The sequence below is a fragment of the Bacillus sp. CPT56D-587-MTF genome (assembly GCF_058792335.1).
The window spans coordinates 225,286-250,866 of sequence record NZ_JBYTEF010000001.1; the positions used below are offsets into that span (position 1 = coordinate 225,286).

Below are 25,581 nucleotides of genomic sequence, written 5' to 3' on the forward strand. Positions count from 1 at the left end.
GAAAAAAGACGCTTCTCAATTGAGAAGCGTCTTTTTGTTATTCCATCATATGTGCAATTTTCTTAGAGAACATAAGAAGTACTAATCCCAGTACAATTACGATAATACCGATACTTGCGAATACTTCTAAATATCCTAAAGATTGAGTGAAAGCAGCTAATTGTCCTGCTAATAAGTTTGCGAAGCCAGTACCAGCTAACCATACACCCATTAATAATGATGCTAATTTAACAGGAGCAATTGCACTTACCATAGATAATCCGATTGGTGATAAGAATAACTCACCGATTGTGTGGAACATGTAAGTGAATACAATGAATAGTAAGTTTGCTTTCATTGTAATGTTACCTTCATCGCTACCAGTTTTTAAAACAGCTAAAGTTAGAACTAAATATCCAATCCCTAGTAAAATCATGCCTAATGCCATTTTTGTTGGGATTTTCAAATCGCCATTTTTTGTTTTTGAAAGCTTAATCCATAACGCAGAAACAGGTAATGCTAGTAAGATAATGAATAGTGGGTTTACAGATTGGAACCAAGGTGTTGGAATTGTAAATCCACCAATTGTACGATCGACGAACTTATCTGTGTAAAGTGTTAAAGAACTACCAGCTTGCTCAAATCCTGCCCAGAAGAATACTACGAAACAAGTTAAAATTAAAATTGCAGCAGTACGTTTTTTCTCTTGTGTTGTTAAAGGTTTTTTCTCAATTGCTTTTGCATTTTTTTCTTTAGATTGTTTACCTACAACAGTTGTTCCGATAGACCCTAAGTAACGAGGTGCTAAGAAATTAAAGGTAAGCTGCCCAATAATCATACCGATACAAGCTGTTAAGAAACCGTATCTATAATCTGCAAAGTAACCGCAAATGAATGGAGCGATAAGAGCTCCTAAGTTAATCCCCATGTAGAAGATAGTGAAGGCACTATCACGACGAGAATCATTTTCGCTATATAATTGACCTAATAAAGTCGAAATATTTGGTTTGAAGAATCCGTTACCAATAACCAATAATCCTAATCCTAAGAAAAGTCCAGTTTTTGTGTTCATTGAGAATAATACAAAGTTACCAATTGCCATGATGATACCACCAATAGTAATGGCATGTCGCTTCGTAATGAAATGGTCAGTTAACCAACCACCAATAATAGGTGTGAAGTATACTAACATTGTGAAAATACCGTAAATTTGAACTGCAACTGCTTTATCAAATCCTAAACCGCCGCTTACTAAGCTCGTTGTTAAATAAAGAACTAATAAGCCACGCATTCCGTAATAACTAAATCTTTCCCATGCCTCTGTAAAGAACAACAAGTATAACCCTGGTGGATGTTTTTTTGGTGATTGTTGCTCTCCAGCTTTGTCTAATTTTAAAGCTGCATCCATTTTTGTTTCCCCCTAATCCTGTATAACGGATATTTATGTAATCATTTTAATTTACAAAATATTTAGAAGTCAATAGAATTATATGGAAATAGAAAGAAAATTTCTAAAAAAGTTCTATTTTTCTTCGACCGTTACTGTATTTTGCCCTGAAAACGAGATGATAAGCGTTTTCAAATGTAATAATTGAATTCTAAAAGAAAATAAAATAGTGATTAATCAGAAAATTTAGATTAAAATATTTATTCTGATATAGAGAAAATATATTCTATTTACTTTTATAATATAACATATTGGGAATAAAAATACAAAATGAAATAATGTGACACTTCAGTGAAATAGAAAATAGCCAGCACCATAGGAGGGTGCTGACTAGAGGTGTATTATTTAACAAAGCGCTTTTCGATGTCATCTAGTAATAGGTTAGCAGCAATTACACCGCCAGCTGTATTCCAAATAACATCGTCGACTTTGTATGCTTTACCATTCTTTACGGCATTTAAATTTTTAAATAGAGGATCGTTTATATATTCTTTTTCTAGTTCAGATCCTTTTTTCTCATTTCCTTTATCGAATGTGAAGTAGAATAATACGTCACCATCCATAGCAGAAATACGCTCTTTAGATACGTTACGCTCTGCAAAATCATCTTTGTTTTGATCTCCAGGACGTTTAAATCCAAGTTCTTTTAAAATAACACCAGAGAATGTATCGCCATGATAAATACGAACATCACCAGGCATGAAACGAACCATAGAGATTTCTTGATTTACTTTATCGCCAAGTTTGCCTTTTAAATCTTTCATACGTGATTCGTAATCAGCTACAACTTTTTGACCTTCTTTTTCTTTATTTAATGCTTTTGCATAAAATTTGAAGTTATCTTTCCATTCACCACGTAATGTTTCTGAGAACACAGTAGGTGCAATTGCTTTTAATTGTTCGTACACTTTTTCGTGGCGCATTTTGTTACCGATAATTAAGTCTGGTTTTAAAGAAGCGATTGTTTCAACGTTAACTTGTCCTTCATCACCAACAACTTTTACATCTTTCATTTTATCCTTAATATGTGGATACCATGGGTCACCAGTCCAAGACTTTACAGCACCAACTGGTTTCACACCTAATTCAAGTAAAGCTTCAGTTCCTTCATTTGTTAAGATAACTACACGTTTTGGATTAGCAGGAACTTCTGTTTTACCCATTGCATGTTCTACAGTAACCACTTCTTTTTTATTATCTTCTTTTGTAGATTCTTCGTAACTACTCAGCTTCTTCAAATAAAAAAACAGGCCAAATACATGTTTCCGATTCGAAAACATGAAAAGAAAATACTCCAATCAGAGAAAGAATCTATGCCAAATAGAGAAATTCTCTTATGAAGTCGTGTTATTCCAAGGAACCGTTCTAGTTTCTATGACTTGGTTTATCGCTTGTAAGACCGATTGTTTTTGTTTTTTCATGGTACTCATAAAGCTTCGTATCTGACAAAAAGATTCTGCGCCTTTCTTACTTCGGAAAGTCCCAGACACTTTCTGTTTTACTTTCGTCATCCGAATATCCCGTTCTGCTTGATTGTTATCAAATGGAATGGCTGGATGTTCTAAAAACCCTAGAATTCTGTCAGAATACTTGACGAAGCGATTCCATAAATTTTGAGAAGGCGTCTGCTTTCCTTTCTTCTTTTGTTTCGTGGAAAGAATCTGTTGTTCTTTCAATATGGATTGATACATAATAAACAGATTCTTTTGCGTCGCTTTTGGCATGGTACCTTCGGATTGCTTTTTCATCGTCAACGCTTGCGTTAGAAATTTCTGCATCTGTTGTGCCCATTGTTCTCCAGTACTATCTATAATTCCTTGTAAATCTCGTAAGAGATGGGCATTACATAAAACGTGACGACAATCTGTATACGCATCATACGATTTCCAACCATCATGCATCGCAATTCCAGAAAAAGATGGCAAGATTTCTCCAGCATCCATTGCTTCTTTTCCACGTTTTTGATGAATATGTTGCAATGTCACCTCCGGTGTACTGGCAGTATGTAACCATTGTGTTTTGTTTTCTACACGCATACCAGTTTCATCAAAATGGACAACAGGAGACTGCAGAATCTTTTCCTTTACTTCTTTTATGAATGGCTGCAATTGAGAAGCGAAAGCCTGTGTATGATTTACCAGGGTTCCTTCGCTTATAGAATGTCCAAAACAATCCTGAAAGAATTCTTTTGTTCGCTTCAAAGAAATGCATTGATAATGCGTTAAATAGGGAATCAGTCTTTTTATATTTGGACCATATTGAACAGGACGAGATACTGTCGAAGGAAATTGGGCTTCTTGGATAGAATGGCAATGTGGGCATTCTTTCTGTTCTACTTTATGTTCTGTCACTTCGATCTGAATAGGTGGTAAGTCATACACTTGGCGAATGCGATACCCTTTTACAGGCTCGTGGTTCAAGGAAGTATGACAACAAGTACAATATGTAGGAGAATGTGTAATCGTATGATCTGGAGTCGCTGTCAAACCAAGAGTATGTCCCTTGTGGCCCAACTGGCCACCCGTTTGACGATGAGACGGTTTGCGCAAACTTTTTGTAACGGGCTTACCCAAACCATCTGTAGAAGGTGGCTTATGACTATTTTTGGAGTTTTTTTTTGAAGCATTTTCTAGTTCTTGTATACGTTTTTCTAACTTAGAAAATGTTTCTTCAAATAAAGAAATAACAGCTTCAGGTCCTTTTTTATATGTATCTAAAATAATTTTTCGATCGACCATAAGATTCACCTCCCCTGTTTGATATACTCAGTATTTACAAATGGGAGGCATATGAAACTAGTAAAATTTAAAAAAGACACCGAAAGGTGGCTGAGTAGTTACGATTCTTCTTTGTTATTTGATTTTCCACAAGCGCTTAAAAGCATTGAAAATGCTAGTAAAAATACAAATACTGTAAACGATTTCTTCCGCATGAAATTCATTATGTACCCCCTATATGTTGAGAATATTTTTCAATAGCAAGCATGATATTAAGCCTTTATCTTTTGATTGTCAATACATATGGGTGAAAATAATTCTCATTTCCGTTGACAATGAGAATTAAGTTGAAATACACTAACAACGTATCATTATACATTGAAGGGGAAACGCTGCATGTTATTAAAAATAAATCGAGCAAAATGGATTGGATTATTTGTTGGAATCATTGCAGTCGTTATTTGTATTTGGGGAAGTATTATTTTCGGATATACAAATACGAGTTGGAAACTAGCATTGGATGCTTTTTTCCATTTTAACGGTTCCAATGAACATATTATTATTCAAAATGTACGTCTGCCTAGGGCGTTAATTGCAGCTAGTGTTGGTGCTAGTTTAGCCATTGCTGGTTGTCTTATGCAAACTTTAACTAAGAATCCACTTGCTTCTCCAGATTTTATTGGATTAAATTCAGGTGCTGCGTTCTTTATAGTTGTAGCAATTGTAATCTTTTCAGTAACATCATTATCAGCTTTCACATGGATTGCCTTTTTAGGAGCGGCGGTTGCAGCTGTACTTGTATTTGCTTCTAGTTCTTTAGGAAAAGAAGGGACTACTCCTCTTAAGTTAACGTTAGCAGGGGTCGCAATTAGTGCATTATTTTCATCATTAACACAAGGATTACTTGTGTTAAATGAAAAAGCACTTGAAGAGGTATTATTTTGGCTTGCTGGATCTGTGCAAGGGAGAAAGTTAGAAATTTTACAATCTGTATTCCCATATTTATTAATAGGATGGATTGCATCTCTTATGATGGCAGGGAAAGTAAATACATTGATGATGGGAGAAGACGTCGCGAAAGGACTTGGACAACGAACAATTTTAATGAAATCATTCGTGTTACTTATTATTGTACTGTTGTCTGGTGGTTCAGTTGCGGTTGCTGGCCCAATTGGATTTATTGGAATTATTACTCCGCATTTTGCGAGATTTCTTGTTGGAGTTGACCACAGATGGAGAGTGCCTTATGGCGGATTGTTAGGTGCAATACTACTAATATTGGCTGATATAGCAGCAAGATATGTCATTATGCCACAAGAAGTACCAGTAGGAGTTATGACAGCATTTATTGGAGCTCCATTCTTTATTTATATTGCACGTAAGAGAGGGCTTAGCAAATGAAGAAATATATTCCGTTTCGTATAGGAAAAGGTGAGCTCTCGTTTTTAATGTATAAACGAGCTTGTCTCGTCTTGTTAAGTTTACTAGTTGTTTTAGTAGGATTATTCTTTGCGAGCGCAGGTATGGGGGACATGAAAATTGCTCCTTATGACGTATGGCAAGCAATTACTGGAAATGGCGATGCGATGTCAAATATGGTTGTAAATAAGTTTCGTATGCCACGTATTTTAATTGCTATCCTCGTAGGAATTGCGCTTGCAGTAGCGGGCTGTATTTTACAAGGGCTCGTTCGAAATCCACTTGCTTCTCCTGATATCATCGGGATTACGGGCGGGGCAAGTGTTGCAGTTGTATTATTTTTAGCGCTATTTAGTGATAAAAATAATGCGCTAACTGTAAGCATTCATTATATGCCGTTAGCAGCTTTTGCAGGAGCAACGATTGTAGCGGTTTTTGTATACTTATTTGCATGGAAAAATGATGGATTATCACCAATTATTCTCGTTTTAATTGGTGTTGGATTTTGGGCATTAACGAAGGCGGCAACAACATTATTTATGTTGTTAGCACCAATTTATCAAGCGAGCCAAGCGAATGTATGGATTACGGGTACCGTTTATGGCTCTTCTTGGCAAAATGTTATGGTACTTGCACCGTGGGTTCTCATTTTAACGGTAATATCATTTATAGCTGCTAGACATTTAAATGCGCAAGAGCTAGGGGATGATATTGCGGTAGGACTTGGTGTTCCTTTAACGAAGTCACGCGTATTCATGTTATTACTTAGTACGGCTTTAATTGGGGGAGCAGTTGCCTTCGCCGGAGGGATTGGATTTGTCGGTGCAATTCTAGTACTTGCTGCAGATTTAATAGGGCGTACAATTTTCACACCACTTGAAATTCCAGCAGGGGTATTTACATCAGCAATTGGTGCACCTTATTTTATTTATTTACTTTATAAAAGTCGGAATTCATAAAGGGAGATGAATATGCAAAAAGCATTGGAGACGAAACGCTTGACGTTGTCTTATGGTGAAACAATTATTATTGATGAGTTGAATTTAGAAATTCCAAAAGGTGAAATTACAATCTTTATCGGTTCCAACGGTTGCGGGAAATCAACTTTATTACGTTCACTAGCTAGATTATTAAAGCCAACAACTGGTGACATTTTGTTAGATAATCAAGCTATTCAAAGTATGCAAACGAAGCAAATTGCTCGTCAAATGGCAATTTTACCGCAAGGACCGCAAGCACCAGAAGGGCTTACAGTATTGCAACTTGTAAAACAAGGACGCTATCCATATCAAACATGGCTGAAACAGTGGTCAGAAAAAGATGAGGAAATGGTACAGAAGGCACTTGCAGCAACAGGTATGACAGAATTTGCTGAGCGTGATGTGCATGCTCTTTCAGGTGGGCAGCGTCAACGTGCTTGGATCGCAATGACACTTGCACAAGATACAGATATCATTTTACTGGATGAGCCAACTACATACTTAGATATGACTCACCAAATTGAAGTGCTAGATTTATTATTCGAATTAAATGAAACAGAACAAAGAACAATTGTTATGGTATTACATGATCTGAATTTAGCATGCCGCTATGCAGATAACATTGTAGCAATTCAAGATAAACAAATATATGCACAAGGTAAACCTGAAGAAGTGGTAGATGAGAAACTAGTACGTGATGTATTCCGAATGGAGTGTCAAATTAGTACGGATCCGTTGTTTGGAACACCGCTTTGTATCCCTCACGGAAGAGGAAGACGTGTAGTTAAAGAAGTTGCTCAGGCAATGAGATAAAAAAACGATGAGTGATTCATCGTTTTTTTTATTTGGTACAAGAAAATAAGAGGACGAGAGGAATACGTAAGCGACGTTTATACTCTTCTTCATCTTGAAAATAGGTTGGATTTGGTGTAGCTTCTTTTAATGATGTAATGGTAAATCCGGCTTGCTGTAATAATGTGAAATACTCTTCTGTTGTACGATGATATTTAATAACTTCTTGCTCAATCCATGGTTCAACCCGTTTGCCTAGTTTAAAATAATCATCGACGAGCCAACTCGTTCTTTTACCACTTGTTTGTAAGCTTTCAAATGAAGAAGTAATAACGGGATGTTGAACGCTAAAGGTAAAGGTGCCATTTGTTTTTAAAGTTTGAAATACATTTTTAAAAATAGTATCAAGATGTTCAATATAATGTAAGGCGAGTCTAGATGTTACTAAATCAAAAGTGGAAGAGGGGTAGGTATAATCTTTGAGGTTTAAAAAATGAACAGATCCATTTTTATTTTCTAGTTGTTTTTTAGCTTTTTCATACATAAGTTCGGAGCCTTCAATGCCGGTGTAAGAGTAGCATCCCTTCTCTAATAATTCCGCGCCAAACTTAGCATCACCACAGCCTAAATCGAGAATTTGTTTTCCTTGCACATGACCAATGAGCTGAAAGAATACTGGTTTTTCAATGGATTCATTTGGGCTATTTTCTCGGTATCTTCGTTTCATATATTGTTCGAAAAATGCTGTGTTATTGTATACATCAGATTCTGTAAATGCCATGTTTGAAACCTCCCGAAATATTTTTTTAATTCTATCAAATATGAAAAGTAAATGATAGATTTATTGTAATGAATCATATATAATCTAAAATTGTAAGCGGTTACTTTAAACTATTTTTCTATAATAAATTCTGAAAACGTGTTAAGCTAGTAGAGGGATTATTAGAACTATTAAGACAATAATCCGCTTACATGAACGATGGGAGGCTTCACGATGTCTAGTAAAACACTTGCGAAATTTTTAGAAGAAAATTTAGAGGATTTAAAATCAAAGGGGCTTTATAACGTAATTGATCCGCTTGAGAGTTCAAATGGACCGATCATTACAATTGGCGGAAAAGAATATATTAACTTATCTTCAAACAACTATCTGGGATTAGCAACAGATAGCCGTTTGCAAGAAGCAGCAATTGGTGCTATTCATAAGTACGGTGTTGGGGCAGGGGCTGTTCGTACAATTAACGGTACTTTAGATTTGCATATTAAGTTAGAAGAAACAATTGCAAAGTTTAAACATACAGAAGCAGCAATTGCTTATCAATCAGGATTTAACTGTAATATGGCAGCGATTTCAGCTGTTATGGATAAAAATGATGCGATTCTTTCAGACGAATTAAATCATGCATCTATTATTGACGGTAGTCGTCTATCAAAAGCAAAAATTATTGTTTATAAACATTCTGATATGGAAGATTTACGCCAAAAAGCAATCGCGGCGAAAGAATCAGGTCTTTACAATAAATTAATGGTAATTACAGACGGTGTCTTTTCGATGGATGGAGATGTTGCAAAACTACCAGAAATTGTTGAGATTGCAGAAGAGTTAGATTTAATGACATACGTAGATGATGCACACGGTTCAGGTGTACTTGGAAAAGGTGCAGGAACTGTAAAGCACTTCGGTCTTTCTGATAAAGTTGATTTCCAAATTGGTACATTATCAAAAGCAATTGGGGTAATTGGTGGATATGTAGCAGGGAAACAAAACTTAATTGACTGGTTAAAAGTTCGTTCACGTCCATTCTTATTCTCTACAGCATTAACACCAGCTGATGCAGCAGCTTGCATGAGATCAATTGAAATCTTAATGGAAAGCACAGAGTTACACGATCGCTTATGGGAAAATGGCCGCTACTTGAAACAAGGATTAAAAGAACTTGGCTTTAACATTGGGGAAAGTGAAACGCCAATTACACCTTGTATTATTGGGGACGAAGTATTAACACAAGAATTTAGTAAACGTCTAAATGAAGAAGGTGTATACGCAAAATCTATCGTGTTCCCAACTGTAGCAAAAGGAACAGGGCGCGTTCGTAATATGCCTACAGCAGCTCATACGAAAGAAATGTTAGATGAAGCAATTCTTAAGTATGAAAAAGTAGGAAAAGAAATGGGCATCATTTAAGTAACGACATCTTTTGAATAGCTTGCAAATGAGGAGTGGGGAAAATGAAAAAAATTCTAGTAACCGGTTCTTTAGGGCAAATTGGTTCTGAACTAGTAATGAAACTTCGTGATGTATACGGCGCATCAAATGTTATTGCAACAGATATTCGTGAAACAGATAGTGAAGTAGTAACGTCTGGTCCATTTGAAACGTTAGATGTAACAGATGGACAAAAACTACATGATATCGCAAAGCGTAATGAAGTAGATACAATTATTCATTTAGCAGCTTTACTTTCAGCAACAGCAGAAAAAAATCCGTTATTTGCATGGAATTTAAATATGGGTGGACTTGTAAATGCTCTAGAAGCAGCTCGTGAATTAAACTGTAAGTTCTTCACGCCAAGTTCTATCGGTGCATTTGGTCCATCAACGCCAAAAGATAATACACCGCAAGATACAATTCAGCGTCCTACTACGATGTATGGGGTAAACAAAGTGGCAGGAGAATTACTGTGTGATTATTATCATCAAAAATTTGGCGTAGATACGCGCGGTGTCCGTTTCCCAGGTTTAATTTCTTACGTAGCGCCTCCAGGAGGCGGAACGACTGATTATGCAGTTGAAATTTATTATGAGGCGATTAAAAAAGGTGCATACACCTCATACATTGCTGAAGGAACATATATGGACATGATGTATATGCCTGATGCTTTACAAGCGATCATTTCATTAATGGAAGCTGATCCAAGTAAGCTAGTGCATAGAAATGCATTTAACATTACAGCAATGAGCTTCGAGCCAGAGCAAATTGCAGCGTCAATTCGTAAACACATTCCGACGTTTACAATGGATTATGCAGTAGATCCAGCTCGTCAAACAATCGCTGATAGCTGGCCAAACTCTATTGATGCAACAGCAGCAATGAAAGAGTGGGGCTTTAAAGCAGAATACGATTTAGACAAAATGACAACTGACATGCTGGCTAAGTTAAAAAAAAAGCTCACAGCTGAGTTAGTGATGAATTAATAGGAAGAATCGATTCTTAGGAATCGGCTCTTCCTCATTTTTGGAAGGAGAGAAGTCTTATGCAAAGAGTTGATGTCGTATATGCACTAATACATGACGAAGAAACAGATAAAATATTAATGGTACATAATGTAGAACAAAACGTTTGGTCATTGCCAGGTGGGGCTGTGGAAAAAGGTGAAATATTAGAGGAAGCACTAATAAGAGAAGTGAAAGAAGAGACAGGTTTAACTGCTACGTTAGGTGGACTTGTTGCGATCAATGAAAAATTCTTTGAAGAATCAGGGAATCATGCGCTATTTTTTACATTCCGAGCGAATGTAGAAAAAGGTGAACTTATTGCGGAAGATGAAGGTGAAATTTCTGCAGTAGAGTGGGTGGATCGAACAATTGCGAATGAGCGCTTCCCATACTATGACGGAGGATTTGAATATTTGTTAGAAGTAGCCATTCCATACAAGTTTCAACCAGAAACAAAGTAATTGAACGAAAAAACAGGAGCCACAAGGCTCCTATTTTCTATTCAATCGTCTTCAGTAATAATTTTTTCAGTAATGGTTTAATCTTCAGTCGTAAATCTTCAGCGTGATTTGCAACTAAGAAGTGATGGTTATAAATGTTTTTCATCAATTGATAAGTTGCTTCTTTCGCTTCGCCTTCTTCGATGAAGATACCGATTACTTCCATACCACTTTTACGCGCGAGTTTAACAGCTTCATGCGTATCTAAAATTCCGTCTTGTTGATAGTCTAGCGCAGAAGGCTCACCGTCTGTGAAGACTAGTAAGAATTTATGTTTCTCAGGTCTTTTGGCAAGCTTTTCAGAAACGATACGAATAATATATCCGTCGCGGTTATCTTCTTCTTCACGAAGTTGCATAATTTCTGGACCAACGTTTGGTAACGTTGAGTTTTTATAATTTACAACTTCATGGATAACGTTCGGCTTATCTTCAGGTTTAGCGCTAGAGGCATCTTCCCAAAATCCGCTAATAGCGTGCGGGATTTTTAAAGATTTTAAAGCTTCATGGAATAGTACAACACTCTTCTTCGTTTCTTCCATTTTGTTATACATAGAACCAGAACAGTCAACTAACAGTTGGAATGCAACGTCGAGCTCTTGTGATTCTTGCCCTTTTTTATAAAACATGCGAGGCTGCTTTTCAGTATAAATACGAAGGAATTTCTTACGAAGTCTTCCGTAATATTTATCACTATTTGCATTCGTTTTATTTTCAATCGTTTTTTCGATAATTTTCTTTAATTCTTTTACATCTTTATTAACGACTGATTTGATAGCTTGGTAATCCTTTTTCTCATCAGGATTTGGTTTACGTGCTTCTTTAAATGTATGAGAAGCGCCAGTGTTATATTTACCATATGCACCATCATTTTGACTAGAAGCGTGTGAAGCCCTTGCTTCTTCTGTATCAGCGCCATCAAAGTTGGATTGTGTACTTTTTTGAGAAGTACCTTGTACAGAACCAAGTGCTTGGTCGCCATCTTCTGATTCACGAGCAGTATCGCCCATCATGTTTGTTTTTGTTCCGCTTTCTAATTCAAAGCGTAAAAAGTTCTCGTTTTCGTTATTTTTATTTTCACGATGCCATGTGGAGAAACTTTCATCCATTTTGTTTTTATTTTCATCGTCATCTATAAGCTGCGTATCATCATTTGCTAAATTTTCGACGCGACAGTTCTTTTCGTCTGCAAGAACAGATAAATAAAGCGGTGCATGTCCGAAATAGTTGTTAAGCATATCACTTTCAAGAAGCTCCTCTAAGCGGTAGCGAATTTTCTCAACGATATACATAATATCTTCCGTATTACGAGCTTGGAATGTTTCATGCAAAATAGCTTCAATTTGTTCGAAATATTCATTATTAAACATTTCATATTTATCGCTCGTTAATGAAAGATAGCATAGGCAAAATAGACGATCACCGTGATAGTTACGAACGCGATTGATTTCATTTTGTGAGCTAAAGTAATTGCGATACATTTCTTTTCTTCTTTTAAAAACATGCTTCGTGCCAGGACGTAAGTTCTTTACAATTTCCTCAACGCGTAAATCTTCTAATAGAACAAATAATTGTGTTAAAAACTTTTTTAGGGGCGATTCTTGCAATTCAATCGCATAAGAACGAATTAAAGTCATGTCCGAGTAATGTTTATTACCAAGTGCTTTTAAGAACACTTCGCTTTTTAATCCGATTACTGTATCTTCTTCTTTTCGATCATCCCAAAAGTGACTAATGACAACTTTCTTTTCAATTTCGTCGTAGTATGCTTTATAGCCATATTCAAGATAGGCATCGTCTTCTTTTAGAAGGGCATACATTAAGTTTTCCATTTGTAGAAACAGCGACGCATCAATTTTTTTGTCACTAAAAATTTGTCTCATAAATTATCCCTCAAAGAAATAACTTTCTGCTAATTCACGGACAGTCATTTGTTCTGTTTCATCATTAAGTTTTGCAATTATGCTTCGTTCAATCGCTCGCATAACAGGAATATATACACCTAAATCACATGCGTCGATAATGCCACGAATACTTGCCGCTTCTTCACTTACACGTCCATCGCGAGCTAAAGGCATAAGGTCGCTTGCAAAGGCAACGAACTTTTCAATTGTTGCAACATCTTTTAATTTTGATTCTGCTAATAATAATTCTTTTAATGTATCACCTTGAATGTAAGGAACTTCAATAATAACAAAACGGTTTTTTAACGCTTCGTTTAGTTCACTTGTTCCAACGTAACCTTCGTTAATCGCAGCAATTACACGGTATTCGTCATCACCGTATACAACCTCTTGTGTAAATGGGTTTGTAATCATTTTACGGTAATCTAATGCGCCGTGAAGAAGTGGTAACGTTTCAGGTTTTGCCATATTGATTTCGTCAATATATAGGAAGTGACCGTTCTTCATTGCTTTCATAAGAGGACCGTTAACGAATGAAACTTCAGATGCACCATCTTTCGTTTGTAGTGTGTTGTATCCTAAAATACCCTCTACATCTAAGTCGACAGAGCAGTTAATGCTATGCATTGGTTTTTGGAATAAAGAAGAAAGAGTTTCCGCTAGTACTGTTTTACCACTACCAGTCGGTCCTTTTAATAGAATGTTCTTGCCAAGAAGAAGTGCTGTAATCGCATCTTCAATAATGCTATTATCAGACGCTTTATATATTTTCGTTCCGATTAAATGTGCGTTTTCACCAGCTTCTTGCTTATTCTTTTCATGAATCGTAGAAAGCTGTTGTTTTAAATCAGCATGTATATGAAATTGTTCTAACATGTATTTCCCACCTAACATTATTTTCATAAAGTAATACATCTTATGATAACTTGTTTTAATATGGTATGCAAAGAAAAGGAAGGAGGATAAAGGGAAAAGAAAAAGCAATCAAGATGAAGTTGATTGCCTACAGTAAAGGAGAAATGAGCCTCATGAAAGACTCCAATATGCGTTTTTTTATACTTCTTTTTTGGAAAGAGTTCCATTTAATTTCAGTTGAATGTTTAAAATCTTCTTCAAAATCACGTTTAATATCGTGAACTGTTTTTGATTCATAAAGTACACTAATAATTTCGTAATTCAATTCAAAGCTACGTACATCCATGTTCGCTGTTCCAATAGTTGCAATTGTATCATCAACGAGTACAATTTTTGCATGCATAAAACCATCTTTATAACTGTAAATAGAAGCACCAGCTTTTAAAAGCGGAGTGAAATAGGATTGAGATGCTTGATCACTAATGATGCTATCACTTTTACCTGGATATAAAATCCGTACATCTATTCCGGCAATTGCACTTAAGCGTAATAATGTTAAAGTTTCTTGATCTGGAATAAAGTAGGGTGTAGCGATCCAAATGGATTTTTTTGCAGAGCCCATAACAGCTAATAATGTATTACGAATACTTTTATCATCGGAGCTTGGTCCGCTTGCTACGATTTGAACAGCACCTTCTGCATTTGAAATCTCTTTACCTGGGAAGTATTGTCTATTCATGAATTGATCCCAGGAATAAGTATTTAAACCACTAGAGGCATAGAGCCAGTCTTCTAGAAAGATTGCTTGTAATTTATATAATGCTTTTCCTTCTATTTTTAAATGACTATCACGCCAAACAGGAAATTTCTTGGAACGGCCAAGATATTCATCACCGACATTGAGTCCTCCGGTAAAACCAATTTCGCCATCTACAATAACAATTTTTCGATGGTTACGATAATTGACAGTTTCAAGTAACCAAGCTGAAAAAATAGGGTCAAATTCTACAATTTCAATCCCAGCTTCTTTCATAGGTTGCAAAAATCGTCGTCTTAACGTATTACTTCCAAGGCCATCATAAAGGAAGCGTACAATAACACCATCTTTTGCTTTTTGTATTAAAGCATCTCGAACTTTTGTACCAATTTCATCAGATTTATAAATGTAGTATTGAATATGTATATGATGTTTTGCTTGCTCTATAGCTCGCAAAATTTCTGAAAATGTTTGATCTCCGTTTGTTAAAAGTTTTGTAGTTGTTTTATCTGCAGCAGGACCGCCTCCAAATTTTTGTATGACTTCTGTTAAATGTATGGAACGTTCATTTAGTGGGACTGTGAGTAATAACTCTAGTCTTCTTCCTTCTAATATTTCACGGAATAATTTTCTTTGTTCTTCTGAACGATGGAGATGTTTTTTTCTTCTCCAGCGGCTGCGCCCGAAAATAGCGTATAATAGCACACCTATAATAGGAAGAAGTGCTAATACTAAAAACCATGCTAATGTACTTTGTGGAGATCTATTTTCTATAAAAATAACGAATGAAATTCCTACGATTGTGATGGACCATAGAGCACCGACAAATGTATATAACGAGATATACGATGTATTTGATAGGAACAGAACGATAGATACAATTGTAAATATTAATAGTAATTGAACGATAGGCTTCTTCATTTCTATATAATTCCCCTAATCTTTTTTCAATATAGACTTCTTAAATAGAAGATGTAATATGACATCTTTATTATAAGGTGTTTTGCTTTTTTTACAAAATATAGACATTTCACCTATACTTTCCGCATTTGTCCTACATACAGTGTACTATCCCATTTTTTATCCCACTCTTAACGCATATGAAAATGAAAAAATCGAAAAGGAGCGGAGAAACATGAATTATATAGAAAATAATGGATTGTATTATCGAAATCATCATGGAGGACACAATCATGGTGGGCACAATCATAACGGTGGACATCATCACCATGGAGGACACAATCACTATGATCACCATCATCATCACGGAGGCGGATGGGGCTGGGGTGGTGGTAGTTCATGGGGAGGCGGATTTTTCCCTGGAAGCTTTGCAGGAGGAGTGTTAGGCGGACTAACAGCTGGTGCATTAACAGGTGCAACAAGTGGAGGGTATTATCCGGCTCCATATCCAGTAGCTTATCCGTCGCCATACCCTGTAACGTATCCAATGCCATACCCAGGTTATCAGCAAATACCATATTCGTATTAAACTAAAAAAGAGGCTATCCTCTTTTTTAGTTTAATACGGTATTTATTTATAAAATACTTCCAAAATTAAGGTGAAAATATGTTAATATTTTGTTATTGTAATTCAAAAACATATACATTGATGTAGAGTTTTATATTATTATTCGTGAATAGTTATGTAGTATGTTCTAATTTCTATTTCGTTATTAAAAACAAAGAGATCAGATGTGAGTGGTATTAGTTGGAAACAAGGCTTGCATAGAGCCACTTAAAGGGATTGCAGTATAATAAGGTACGAAATAATTAGGGAGATGAGAAGCTACTATTTATAATTAGAACGGTATAATATTGCTTTTTATTACAAATAATATTATGTTATTTTAATCGGTCTATTCAAAAAGATAATTTATGTAATGGGCTAGTATTAGAAAATGAAATATCTCTATTTCTATGAAGAGAAACAGGTTGTGTTTTAGTCAGATAGAAGCAAGGAGAGATGCGCATGCTAGAACAGAGAGGTCATGCATTATATGACTCTTCATTGCGAGATTTAAAGTTAGCATTAGATGAGTCTTCAATTGTTGCAATTACAGATCGAAAAGGTCTTATTACATATGTAAATGATAAATTTTGTGAAATCTCTAAATACAAAAGAGAAGAATTAATTGGAAAAGATCACCGTATTTTAAATTCAGGACATCATCCAAAAACCTTTTTTCAAGACTTATGGAAGCGTATTTTGAATGGGAAAGTATGGACAGGTGAGATTCGGAATCGAGCAAAAGATGGTACATATTATTGGGTCAAAACAACAATTGTTCCATTTTTAAATGAAAAAGGAGAGCCATACCAGTTTATCGCAATTCGAAATGATATTAGTAGTAGAAAAGAAGCGGAACATAGATTGCGGCTAAGTGAAAGTCGTTATAGGGAACTTGCCTATCATGATGCTTTAACGAGTTTGCCTAACCGTTTACAATTAATAACGACCGTTAACGAATTGATTGCAGATAAAAAAGAATTTGGTATGATTTACTTTGATTTGGACCGTTTTAAATTAGTAAATGATACATTAGGTCATATGATAGGGGATTTACTTTTAAGTGAAGTTGCTTCAAGGTTGCATTATGTACTAGGAGAGAAAGATGTTCTGGCTAGGCTAGGTGGCGACGAATTTGTGCTGTTAACAAAAAATCATAGACAAGATGATATGAGTCAGTTAGCGACATCTGTGTTGTCATGTTTTCAGGCACCATTTATGCTGGAAGGCCATGAAGTATACATTTCAGCTAGTCTAGGACTTTGTTCTTATCCACAAGACGGACAAGATGTGGAAACGTTATTGAAAAACTCTGACTTAGCTATGTATAGTGCAAAAGAACAGGGGAGAAACGCTGCGTGTTTCTTTACAGATGAGCTACGCGCGAAAATAAATCGTAGAATGAAAGTTGAGTTTGCTTTGCAAAAGGCAATTCGTGATGAAGAGTTAGATGTAGCATTGCAGCCTATTATTGATTTGAAAACGAAGAGATATTCTGGTATAGAAGCTCTAGTACGTTGTATGACAGAAGACGGACCTATTTCACCAAGCGAATTTATCCCTGTAGCTGAAGAGTCTGGACTTATTATAAAACTAGGAGACTGGGTATTAGAAAAATCATGTCGCTTGTTTAAAACATTGCCGAATTATCAAGAAGGACTAAAGTTATCTGTGAATTTATCTATACAACAATTAATGCAGAAACGTTTTATTTTATCAGTACGTAGCATTTTAAAGAGAACTGGTTTTCCTCCGAACCGTTTAATATTAGAAATAACGGAAAGTATTGCAGTTCGCCATTTTGATTATATTATTGCTACATTACAAGAATTAAGAAATATGGGTGTTTTAATTGCTTTGGATGATTTCGGAACTGGCTATTCTTCCTTATATTATTTAAAACAACTACCACTGGATATTGTAAAAATTGATCGTAATTTTATTCGTGAATTTCATTATGATCACGCACAACCAGAACGAACGATTGTAAAATCCGTTATTGAAATTGCTCATAGTTTAAATTTAGCAGTAGTTGCTGAAGGAGTAGAAACAGTAGAGCAAGAGAGTTTGTTACAATCAATGAGCTGTGATTATGTACAGGGATTTTATTATGCGAAACCTTTATCTGTAGGAGAGCTAAAAGAAAAGTTAATTACAGATTTTTAATAAAAAAGAGAAGCCAGCAGCTTCTCTTTATTTAATCCGTTTTTTGTGAGTCTTTCATTAGTACTGGATAAAGAATAAGACCTAATACGAACAATCCAATTCCTAAGAAGAACGTTTTTAAATCAGCAGTTCCCGTTTTGATAACCCAAATGGAGTATACCAACGCCAATGTAGTAATGATTCCATCTTTTACTCGAGATCCTGGCAGTATATCATACGTTTCTCCTGTAATAACTAATTTTAATTGGTACAAGGTAGAAACAAGGTATGGAATTAAATAGGCTAATGTTGCTACGACGATAGCGAAACTATACGCTTCTGAAACAGTACCAGAAATCGTTGAAAATAAGAAAATTTGCGTCATTACATTTGTAATCAATAATGATTTTGCAGGACTACCTTTTTTATTTGTTTTCCCGAAAAACTTAGGGAAAAGTCCATTTTTTGCTGCCTGGTAAGGTACCTCTGAACTAACAACAATCCAGCCAACTGTAGATCCAAATAAAGATATAAGAGCGAGTAAAGCCATTATATATGCACCTTTATTTCCAATTGCTAAATTTAATGCGTCTACTAATGGTTTTTGAGACTCTTTTAAAGCATCTTGCGGAAGAGCTCCCATTGTAAGTAAAGTAATTGACATGTAAATAAGAAGAGCGATAATTAATCCGAAAATCGTAGCTTTTTTTACATCGCGCTGTGATTTTGCACGATTAGAAAGCATAACTGCTGATTCAATACCGATAAATGCCCAGAGTGTTGCAATAGCAGCTGAATTGATTTGTCCACCTAATGAGATTGATTGTCCTGCTTCATTCATAAAGGTTTGACCGTCTCCGAAATTAGAGGCGTTGAAAATGAATAATGTAATTACAATAAACATTGTAAATCCAATAATTTTTGCAATGGTAGCAAGTAGATTCATGTTTCCAGCTCGATCAATATTTTGAGAAAGAATATATTGAATTCCCCAAAGCATAAGGCTACATACGAGGAAAGTTAATCCTTTTCCGAGTTCCAGTGAAAATCCATTTATTGAAAAAAGAATTTGCTTACTTTGTAAAACTGGAAAGAATGTTGATAAATATCCAGCAAAGGAAATAATAACAGATGCTGTTGCAGCCCAGTTAGCAGCCCAATATCCCCATGCCATACTATATCCTGCAACTTTACCAGCTTTTTTTGAAGGAAACATCGCTTGAGCATAGCTTTGTGGTCCAGCTTTTAATTCTGGTTTCCGAATCGCTAAATTTCCAAATACAAGTGCAATCATAAATACGCCAAGGCCTGTAATACTCCATGCGAGTGTAGAACCCATTGGCCCTGATACTTGTGCTAAATTTGCTGGAAGCATAAATACGCCACCGCCAACCATATTCCCGATAACAAATGCTGTTAAAACCCATAATCCCCATTTTTTCGTTTCCATTTTTGTTAACTCCTTTGTAGTAAGTTTTGCTTAAACATCATTTTTTACTAGCTTTTTGACAATAAAAAAAGAGCCATGTAGATAAAAAAATACCTACATGGCTCTTTCGCCAAAGCGTAGGTACAACGGGAATAACCCTTGTACCTACGCGTAATTTTTCCGCTAGGTTTCAAGGGTTACGTATGATGATGATGTTTTTGTGCAAATGTAACTACAGTTGTTGTATAAGTAAGCATAGTTCTTTGCTCCCTTTCTCCTCTGATTTTGAAGTTAGTATACTACATGTTTTTTTGAATGAAAAGAAAAATATAAAAATTTTTATAAAAATACGTTTTAAAGATTAAATATTTACCTATATTTTTCTTGTACTGGAAAATAAGTGAGAGATTGGCAGAAGAGTGAAGCATGTTATAATACATATAGAATTAGAAGGTGACAAGGGGCTATTGTAGATGATGAGTAAGTATGAACAAATTTATACAGAAATCAGTAAATCTATTGATAATAAACAATTAAAAGAGGGATGCAAAATCCCATCAGAAACAGAATTAATGAAGCAGTATGAGGCAAGCCGAGGCACGGTAAGAAAAGCTGTAGATTTACTGCAAGAGCGTGGATATGTGCAAAAAATTCATGGAAAAGGTGTTTTTGTTTTAAAGCGAAAAAATATTGAATTTAATTTTGGCGGTATTGTAAGTTTCCAAGAAGAAAATGAACGTTTAGGACGTCATTGTATTACGGAAGTTGTGGAAATGGACAAAGAAAAAGCCACAAAAGAAATTGCGAAATTATTAAATGTAAAAGAAAAAACAGAGATTGACCATATTAAACGTGTACGAAATATTGATGGAGAAAAAGTAATTTTAGATATAAATCATTTTGTATCTGAGTTTATTCCAGGATTAACGAAAGAAATTGCAACTGCATCGATTTATAAATACATCGAGAAAGAGCTTGGGCTACATATTAGTTATTCGCAGAGGGTAATAGAAGTACAGCCATGTACAGAGGATGACAGAAAGTATTTAGATTTAAATGGAACAGACTATGTTGTCGTTGTGAAAAACTTTACACATTTGTATGATGGAAGTCAGTTTGAATATACAGAATCACGCCACCGTTTAGATATTTTTCACTTTTCGGATGTGGCACGCAGGAAGTAAAGAGGTGGAACAAAATATTGTTTCATCTCTTTTTTTATAAAAAAACACAAACTCGTATATACGAGTGTTGACTAACTTATATATACGAGTTAATATGTAATTGTAAACGGTATCACAAAAAGAAAAGAGGGACGGGAATATGGGGAAAGACTATCGTAAAACAGCAGAGGAAGTGTTGCAGTATATTGGTGGGAAAGACAATATTGAACAAGCTGCACATTGTGTGACGAGGCTCCGTATCGCTTTAAAAGATGAAAGTAAAATAGATAATGATAAATTACAGTCTGTTTCATTAGTGAAAGGAGCGTTTCATAACGCTGGTATATTTCAAGTTGTAATTGGTCCAGGGGATGTAGATCGTGTTTACGCTGAATTGATAACGCTTGCAGATATGAAAGAATCGACTGTAGCGGACGTAAAAGACTCTGGAAATCAGAAGTTAAATCCAGCTCAAAAGTTTGTAAAAATATTTTCGGATGTATTTATGCCGATATTACCAGCGATCGTAACAGCTGGTTTACTAATGGGTATTAACAATCTATTAGGCGCAAAGGACTTATTTTTTGATGGGAAAAATTTATTAGATGTTTATCCGAACTTAGGCGGGCTTTGGGATTTAATTAATATGATGGCCAATACAGCATTCGTATTCTTACCAGCACTTGTCGGTTGGTCAGCAACGAAGCGTTTTGGTGGTAGTCCAATACTAGGGATTGTTATGGGATTAATGCTTGTGCACCCGGCCTTATTAAACGCTTGGGACTATGGAAAAGCAGCGACTGGTTTAGAGGGTCAAAAGATTGAGTACTTCAATATTTTAGGACTATTCCAAATTGAGAAGGTAGGATATCAAGGACAAATTTTACCTGTTTTAGTAGCAGCATTTGTATTAAGTAAAGTGGAAATTTTCTTAAAGAAACATGTACCAAATGCAATTCAATTATTAGTTGTACCAATTACAACAATCGTTGTGACAGGTGTGTTAGCACTAGGAATTATCGGTCCGGTTACACGTCATATTGGAGATTTATTAACAGTAGGATTAGTAGGTGTATATGAAACAGTACCAGTAGTTGGAGCAGTATTATTTGGAGCGTTATATGCACCGCTTGTAATTACAGGTATGCATCATATGTTTATTGCAATTGATTTACAATTGATTGCACAACATGGCGGGACATTTATTTGGCCGATGATCGCTCTTTCTAACATTGCGCAAGGTAGTGCGGCACTTGCGATGTTCTGGATTTCTAAAAATCAAAATGATAAAAGTATGGCATCAACATCAGCCATTTCAGCATACTTCGGTATTACAGAACCAGCGATGTTTGGGGTGAATTTACGAAATAAGTTCCCGTTCTATGCAGCGATTATAGGATCTGCTGTGGCAGCGATATTCATTACATTAAATGGTGTATTAGCGCCTGCTATCGGAATTGGCGGATTGCCAGCATTTATTTCTATCATTCCGAAATCGATTCCAATGTTTATTGTAGGAATGATTATTGCAGTTGTAATCCCGTTTACTTTAACATGGTTATTTGCAAAAAGAGTCAAACAGAAGTAGGAGGAAGTTAAACATGAAGGATTGGCATAAAAGTGTAGTCTATCAAATTTATCCGAAGAGCTTTAATAGTTATTACAATAGAGAAACCGGGGATATAAAAGGTGTTACAGAGAAACTAGATTATTTAAAAGAACTCGGAGTGGATTATATATGGTTAACACCGATATACCAATCACCACAAAATGATAATGGATATGATGTAAGTGATTACTACAGCATTGATCCATCTTACGGAACGATGGAAGAGTTTGAAGAACTTTTAGCAGAAGCGAAAGTACGTAACATTGAGATTATGCTTGATATTGTTGTAAATCATAGTTCGACTGAACATAAGTGGTTTAAAGAAGCGAAGGAAGATAAAAATAGTCCATATCGTAATTACTATATTTGGCGTGATGAAAAAAATAATTGGCAGTCTAAGTTTGGTGGATCTGCTTGGAAATATGATGAGAAGACGGAGCAATATTATTTACATTTATTTGATGAAACACAAGCTGATTTAAATTGGGAAAATGAAAAACTTCGTGAAGAAGTATATGATATGATGCGTTTTTGGCTGGATAAAGGAGTAACAGGATTCCGATTAGATGTCATTAACTTAATTTCAAAAGACCAATGTTTCTTAAACGATGAAGGTAGTACTGCGACAAGTGATGGACGCAAGTATTATACAGATGGTCCGCGTGTTCATGAATATTTACAAGAGATGAACCGAAATGTTTTTGCAGGAAAAGATGTAATTACAGTTGGAGAAATGTCATCTACGACAATTGATAATTGTATTAAATATTCAAACCCTGAGCGTAATGAATTAAGTATGACGTTTAGTTTCCATCATTTAAAAGTAGATTATCCGAATGGTGATAAGTGGACGAAGGCTGATTTTGATTTTATTAAATTAAAAGAGATTATGTCTAGCTGGCAAATTGAAATGCAAAAGGGCGGAGGATGGAATGCGTTATTTTGGTGTAATCATGACCAGCCTCGCATCGTGTCACGCTTTGGTGATGATGGAAAGTACCGAAACGAATCTGCAAAAATGTTAGCGACAGCCATGCACATGCTGCAAGGAACGCCTTATATTTATCAAGGGGAAGAAATCGGTATGACGAATCCTAAATTTGAGTCCATCGAGCAATATCGTGATGTGGAATCGTTAAATATATACGATATAAAGCTAAAAGAAGGGCTATCAAAAGAAGAGATTATCGGGATTTTAAAGCAAAAATCTCGTGACAACTCTCGCACTCCGATGCAGTGGAATGAAGAGATGAACAGTGGTTTTACAACAAGTACACCTTGGATTTCAGCGGCTGAAAACTTTAAAGAAATAAACGTAGAGAAGGCATTAGAAGATAAAGAGTCCGTATTTTATCATTATAAAAAGTTAATAGAACTTAGAAAAACATATGATGTAATTACAGAAGGAGAATATGCTATTTTGGATAAAAATGATCCTAAAATTTGGGCATATACTCGTACTACAGAAAGTGAAGTACTACTTGTTATAAATAACTTCTATGGAGAAGAAATAACGTACTCTGTACCAGCGCACGTTCAATTAGATGGAATGAAACAAGAAGTACTACTGTCGAATTATAAAGATGCTAGCAAGGATATTACAAAACTTAGCTTAAGACCATATGAATCAATTGTGTATCGATATACGAAATAAAAGGTTGTATGCCGCATGGGCATACAACCTTTTCAGGCTGTGGAGAAAGTCTTCTCCACAGCCTGTTTTTGTGTCTGAACCTCTTTTTATGTGTCAACACTGATAAAAAAGAGGAAAAGGAGAGATTTTTTATGATGGGTGCTTTAAAAAATCATCGTGATGAGCGTGTATCTGTTTCTGTAGAAGAGTTGGTTCCACAAGATCATTTCCTTCGTGCAATTGAAGCGACAATTAGTTTTGATTTTATTGAAGAGAAGTTACGCCCTTATTACTGTGAAAACAATGGACGCCCGTCCATTCATCCTATTGTTTTATTTAAGATGATGTTTATTGGATATTTTTACGGTATTCGTTCTGAGCGTCAATTGGAAAAGGAAATTAAAACGAATATTGCCTACCGTTGGTTTTTAGGGTTTTCTCTATCGGATACTATTCCGGATCACTCTACAATCAGTTGGAATCGTCGTACTCGTTTTATTCATACAAATATTTTCGAAGAAATTTTTGATGAGATTGTGAGACAAGCGACGGAGCACCGGATGGTAGGAGGACGTGCACTGATGACAGATTCTACACATATTAAGGCCAATGCCAATAAAAATAAATTTGTACATAAATATAAAAAAGAAAAAGCAAAGTTTTATATAGACGAGCTAGAAGCTGCGGTAATCGAAGATCGTGAGGTACATGGAAAAAAGAATTAAAACCTAGAAAGGAAAGTGATACCCCTACCAAAAAAACTCGTATAAGTACAACGGATCCAGATAGTGGATTTTTAATGAGAGATGGAAAACCAAATGGTTTTCATTTCTTGGATCATCGTACGACTGATGCGAAGTACAATATTATTACAGATACCTATGTAACGGCTGGAAATATGGCAGATTCCGAGCCGTATTTAGCACGCCTCCAAGCTCAGATTGATAAATTCGACTTCAAAGTAGAAGCTGTTGCCCTTGATGCTGGCTATTTTACAGGATATATCTGTAAGAAACTATCAGAACGGAATATATTTATGGTGATGGGGTATCGCCGATTTGGAAAACGGAATAAAGAAGTACCGAAAAGCCAATTTAAATATGTAGAAGAAATGAATGTTTTCGCTTGTCCGATGGGATGTATTCTAGAATATGTAACAACTGATCGTGAAGGATACCGTCAATACAAATCGAATCCAGAAGACTGCGCTGTTTGTCCGTTACGTGAGGTGTGCTTTTCAAAGAAACAAAAACAAAAAGTTATCACTCATCATGTGTGGGAGAAATATAAGGATATTGCTAGAAAAAACAAGCTAACAGCTACAGGGAAAAGGTTGTATAAAGTACGCTGTTCCACTATAGAGCGAAGCTTTGCAGACGCCAAAGAACTACATGGCTACCGCTATGCCCGGTTTCGAGGGCTGAAGTCTGTCCAAATGCAAGCTTATCTCACCGCAGCTTGTCAAAACATGAAAAAAATAGCCCTCCACCTGACCAAAAAGGGTCAGGTGGAGGGCTATTTTTTAAAATT

General features: G+C 35.7%; 19 protein-coding genes and 2 pseudogenes. 12 read left to right on the forward strand and 9 right to left on the reverse strand.

Going from position 1 to position 25,581, the window contains the following annotated elements:
* Positions 1-37 precede the first annotated feature (37 nt).
* From AC3WVZ_RS01120 to AC3WVZ_RS01135, 4 genes and pseudogenes are all read right to left on the reverse strand, one after another.
* Positions 38-1,387 (reverse strand): peptide MFS transporter, encoded by a 1,350-nt coding sequence (locus AC3WVZ_RS01120; protein ID WP_233935889.1) that lies wholly within the window; start codon positions 1,385-1,387, stop codon positions 38-40.
* A 380-nt stretch (positions 1,388-1,767) separates the two neighbouring features.
* Entirely contained in the window at positions 1,768-2,706 is a 939-nt protein-coding gene (locus AC3WVZ_RS01125; RefSeq protein ID WP_233935891.1) for an ABC transporter substrate-binding protein, read from the reverse strand.
* Positions 2,707-2,760: 54 nt separating this feature from the next.
* Entirely contained in the window at positions 2,761-4,164 is a 1,404-nt protein-coding gene (gene tnpC / locus AC3WVZ_RS01130; protein ID WP_233935200.1) for an IS66 family transposase, read from the reverse strand.
* A 101-nt stretch (positions 4,165-4,265) separates the two neighbouring features.
* Positions 4,266-4,367, reverse strand: a pseudogene (locus AC3WVZ_RS01135) (iron siderophore-binding protein); the annotation flags it as partial.
* Positions 4,368-4,539: 172 nt separating this feature from the next.
* On the opposite strand from AC3WVZ_RS01135, the gene AC3WVZ_RS01140 reads away from it, so the two are divergent.
* The 3 genes from AC3WVZ_RS01140 to AC3WVZ_RS01150 are packed head-to-tail and all read left to right on the forward strand — an operon-like array spanning position 4,540 to position 7,355.
* A complete protein-coding gene (locus AC3WVZ_RS01140; RefSeq protein ID WP_233935893.1) occupies positions 4,540-5,544 on the forward strand; it encodes a FecCD family ABC transporter permease in 1,005 nt (334 codons plus the stop codon).
* Positions 5,541-6,521 carry a FecCD family ABC transporter permease gene (locus AC3WVZ_RS01145; RefSeq protein WP_233935895.1) on the forward strand — a complete coding sequence of 327 codons (981 nt, stop codon included), beginning with the start codon at positions 5,541-5,543 and terminating at the stop codon, positions 6,519-6,521. The genes AC3WVZ_RS01140 and AC3WVZ_RS01145 overlap by 4 nt, the downstream gene beginning before the upstream one ends.
* A gap of 12 nt (positions 6,522-6,533) precedes the next feature.
* Positions 6,534-7,355 carry an ABC transporter ATP-binding protein gene (locus AC3WVZ_RS01150; RefSeq protein ID WP_001167962.1) on the forward strand — a complete coding sequence of 274 codons (822 nt, stop codon included), beginning with the start codon at positions 6,534-6,536 and terminating at the stop codon, positions 7,353-7,355.
* Positions 7,356-7,383: 28 nt separating this feature from the next.
* On the opposite strand, the gene AC3WVZ_RS01155 is transcribed toward AC3WVZ_RS01150, so the two are convergent.
* Positions 7,384-8,115: a class I SAM-dependent DNA methyltransferase gene (locus AC3WVZ_RS01155; RefSeq protein ID WP_233935897.1), complete on the reverse strand. Its 732-nt coding sequence runs from the start codon at positions 8,113-8,115 to the stop codon at positions 7,384-7,386.
* Between the two features lie 213 nt (positions 8,116-8,328).
* Between AC3WVZ_RS01155 and AC3WVZ_RS01160 the strand changes: the two genes are divergently transcribed.
* The 3 genes from AC3WVZ_RS01160 to AC3WVZ_RS01170 are packed head-to-tail and all read left to right on the forward strand — an operon-like array spanning position 8,329 to position 11,011.
* Positions 8,329-9,519 (forward strand): glycine C-acetyltransferase, encoded by a 1,191-nt coding sequence (locus AC3WVZ_RS01160; protein WP_000095905.1) that lies wholly within the window; start codon positions 8,329-8,331, stop codon positions 9,517-9,519.
* A 44-nt stretch (positions 9,520-9,563) separates the two neighbouring features.
* Entirely contained in the window at positions 9,564-10,529 is a 966-nt protein-coding gene (locus AC3WVZ_RS01165) for an L-threonine 3-dehydrogenase (RefSeq protein ID WP_000723125.1), read from the forward strand.
* 59 nt (positions 10,530-10,588) lie between these two features.
* Complete coding sequence (locus tag AC3WVZ_RS01170) at positions 10,589-11,011, forward strand: NUDIX hydrolase (protein WP_001189941.1); 423 nt, start codon at positions 10,589-10,591, stop codon at positions 11,009-11,011.
* 37 nt (positions 11,012-11,048) lie between these two features.
* Here AC3WVZ_RS01170 and AC3WVZ_RS01175 read toward each other — a convergent pair whose 3' ends face one another.
* The 3 genes from AC3WVZ_RS01175 to AC3WVZ_RS01185 form a co-directional block, all read right to left on the reverse strand.
* Complete coding sequence (locus AC3WVZ_RS01175) at positions 11,049-12,932, reverse strand: vWA domain-containing protein (protein WP_167316813.1); 1,884 nt, start codon at positions 12,930-12,932, stop codon at positions 11,049-11,051.
* A 3-nt stretch (positions 12,933-12,935) separates the two neighbouring features.
* The gene (locus tag AC3WVZ_RS01180) at positions 12,936-13,829 is read right to left on the reverse strand and encodes an ATP-binding protein (protein WP_000892971.1); all 894 of its coding nucleotides are present in this window, start codon (positions 13,827-13,829) and stop codon (positions 12,936-12,938) included.
* A 127-nt stretch (positions 13,830-13,956) separates the two neighbouring features.
* Positions 13,957-15,486: a cardiolipin synthase gene (locus tag AC3WVZ_RS01185; RefSeq protein WP_233935899.1), complete on the reverse strand. Its 1,530-nt coding sequence runs from the start codon at positions 15,484-15,486 to the stop codon at positions 13,957-13,959.
* Between the two features lie 214 nt (positions 15,487-15,700).
* On the opposite strand from AC3WVZ_RS01185, the gene AC3WVZ_RS01190 reads away from it, so the two are divergent.
* Entirely contained in the window at positions 15,701-16,054 is a 354-nt protein-coding gene (locus tag AC3WVZ_RS01190; protein WP_001106379.1) for a hypothetical protein, read from the forward strand.
* Between the two features lie 480 nt (positions 16,055-16,534).
* The gene (locus AC3WVZ_RS01195; RefSeq protein WP_000893345.1) at positions 16,535-18,238 is read left to right on the forward strand and encodes a putative bifunctional diguanylate cyclase/phosphodiesterase; all 1,704 of its coding nucleotides are present in this window, start codon (positions 16,535-16,537) and stop codon (positions 18,236-18,238) included.
* Positions 18,239-18,269: 31 nt separating this feature from the next.
* Here the strand turns inward: AC3WVZ_RS01195 and AC3WVZ_RS01200 are convergent, their stop codons facing one another.
* Positions 18,270-19,667: an amino acid permease gene (locus AC3WVZ_RS01200; protein WP_000448441.1), complete on the reverse strand. Its 1,398-nt coding sequence runs from the start codon at positions 19,665-19,667 to the stop codon at positions 18,270-18,272.
* Between the two features lie 452 nt (positions 19,668-20,119).
* On the opposite strand from AC3WVZ_RS01200, the gene treR reads away from it, so the two are divergent.
* The 4 genes and pseudogenes from treR to AC3WVZ_RS01220 all read left to right on the forward strand — a co-directional run.
* Positions 20,120-20,830, forward strand: coding sequence for a trehalose operon repressor (gene treR, locus AC3WVZ_RS01205; RefSeq protein ID WP_000987242.1), 711 nt, complete (start codon positions 20,120-20,122; stop codon positions 20,828-20,830).
* A gap of 139 nt (positions 20,831-20,969) precedes the next feature.
* The gene (gene treP, locus AC3WVZ_RS01210) at positions 20,970-22,397 is read left to right on the forward strand and encodes a PTS system trehalose-specific EIIBC component (RefSeq protein ID WP_139847079.1); all 1,428 of its coding nucleotides are present in this window, start codon (positions 20,970-20,972) and stop codon (positions 22,395-22,397) included.
* A 13-nt stretch (positions 22,398-22,410) separates the two neighbouring features.
* Positions 22,411-24,072, forward strand: a complete 1,662-nt coding sequence (gene treC, locus AC3WVZ_RS01215) for an alpha,alpha-phosphotrehalase (RefSeq protein WP_047792195.1) — start codon at positions 22,411-22,413, stop codon at positions 24,070-24,072.
* A 131-nt stretch (positions 24,073-24,203) separates the two neighbouring features.
* Positions 24,204-25,573: pseudogene (locus tag AC3WVZ_RS01220) on the forward strand (IS1182-like element ISBth7 family transposase); the annotation flags it as partial.
* Positions 25,574-25,581 lie beyond the last annotated feature (8 nt).

Coding starts and splice junctions, on each gene's coding strand:
- AC3WVZ_RS01120 (WP_233935889.1), bottom strand. CDS start 1,387: ATGGATGCAGCTTTAAAATTAGACAAAGCTGGAGAGCAACAATCACCA.
- AC3WVZ_RS01125 (WP_233935891.1), bottom strand. CDS start 2,706: ATGTTTTCGAATCGGAAACATGTATTTGGCCTGTTTTTTTATTTGAAG.
- tnpC (WP_233935200.1), bottom strand. CDS start 4,164: ATGGTCGATCGAAAAATTATTTTAGATACATATAAAAAAGGACCTGAA.
- AC3WVZ_RS01140 (WP_233935893.1), top strand. CDS start 4,540: ATGTTATTAAAAATAAATCGAGCAAAATGGATTGGATTATTTGTTGGA.
- AC3WVZ_RS01145 (WP_233935895.1), top strand. CDS start 5,541: ATGAAGAAATATATTCCGTTTCGTATAGGAAAAGGTGAGCTCTCGTTT.
- AC3WVZ_RS01150 (WP_001167962.1), top strand. CDS start 6,534: ATGCAAAAAGCATTGGAGACGAAACGCTTGACGTTGTCTTATGGTGAA.
- AC3WVZ_RS01155 (WP_233935897.1), bottom strand. CDS start 8,115: ATGGCATTTACAGAATCTGATGTATACAATAACACAGCATTTTTCGAA.
- AC3WVZ_RS01160 (WP_000095905.1), top strand. CDS start 8,329: ATGTCTAGTAAAACACTTGCGAAATTTTTAGAAGAAAATTTAGAGGAT.
- AC3WVZ_RS01165 (WP_000723125.1), top strand. CDS start 9,564: ATGAAAAAAATTCTAGTAACCGGTTCTTTAGGGCAAATTGGTTCTGAA.
- AC3WVZ_RS01170 (WP_001189941.1), top strand. CDS start 10,589: ATGCAAAGAGTTGATGTCGTATATGCACTAATACATGACGAAGAAACA.
- AC3WVZ_RS01175 (WP_167316813.1), bottom strand. CDS start 12,932: ATGAGACAAATTTTTAGTGACAAAAAAATTGATGCGTCGCTGTTTCTA.
- AC3WVZ_RS01180 (WP_000892971.1), bottom strand. CDS start 13,829: ATGTTAGAACAATTTCATATACATGCTGATTTAAAACAACAGCTTTCT.
- AC3WVZ_RS01185 (WP_233935899.1), bottom strand. CDS start 15,486: ATGAAGAAGCCTATCGTTCAATTACTATTAATATTTACAATTGTATCT.
- AC3WVZ_RS01190 (WP_001106379.1), top strand. CDS start 15,701: ATGAATTATATAGAAAATAATGGATTGTATTATCGAAATCATCATGGA.
- AC3WVZ_RS01195 (WP_000893345.1), top strand. CDS start 16,535: ATGCTAGAACAGAGAGGTCATGCATTATATGACTCTTCATTGCGAGAT.
- AC3WVZ_RS01200 (WP_000448441.1), bottom strand. CDS start 19,667: ATGGAAACGAAAAAATGGGGATTATGGGTTTTAACAGCATTTGTTATC.
- treR (WP_000987242.1), top strand. CDS start 20,120: ATGATGAGTAAGTATGAACAAATTTATACAGAAATCAGTAAATCTATT.
- treP (WP_139847079.1), top strand. CDS start 20,970: ATGGGGAAAGACTATCGTAAAACAGCAGAGGAAGTGTTGCAGTATATT.
- treC (WP_047792195.1), top strand. CDS start 22,411: ATGAAGGATTGGCATAAAAGTGTAGTCTATCAAATTTATCCGAAGAGC.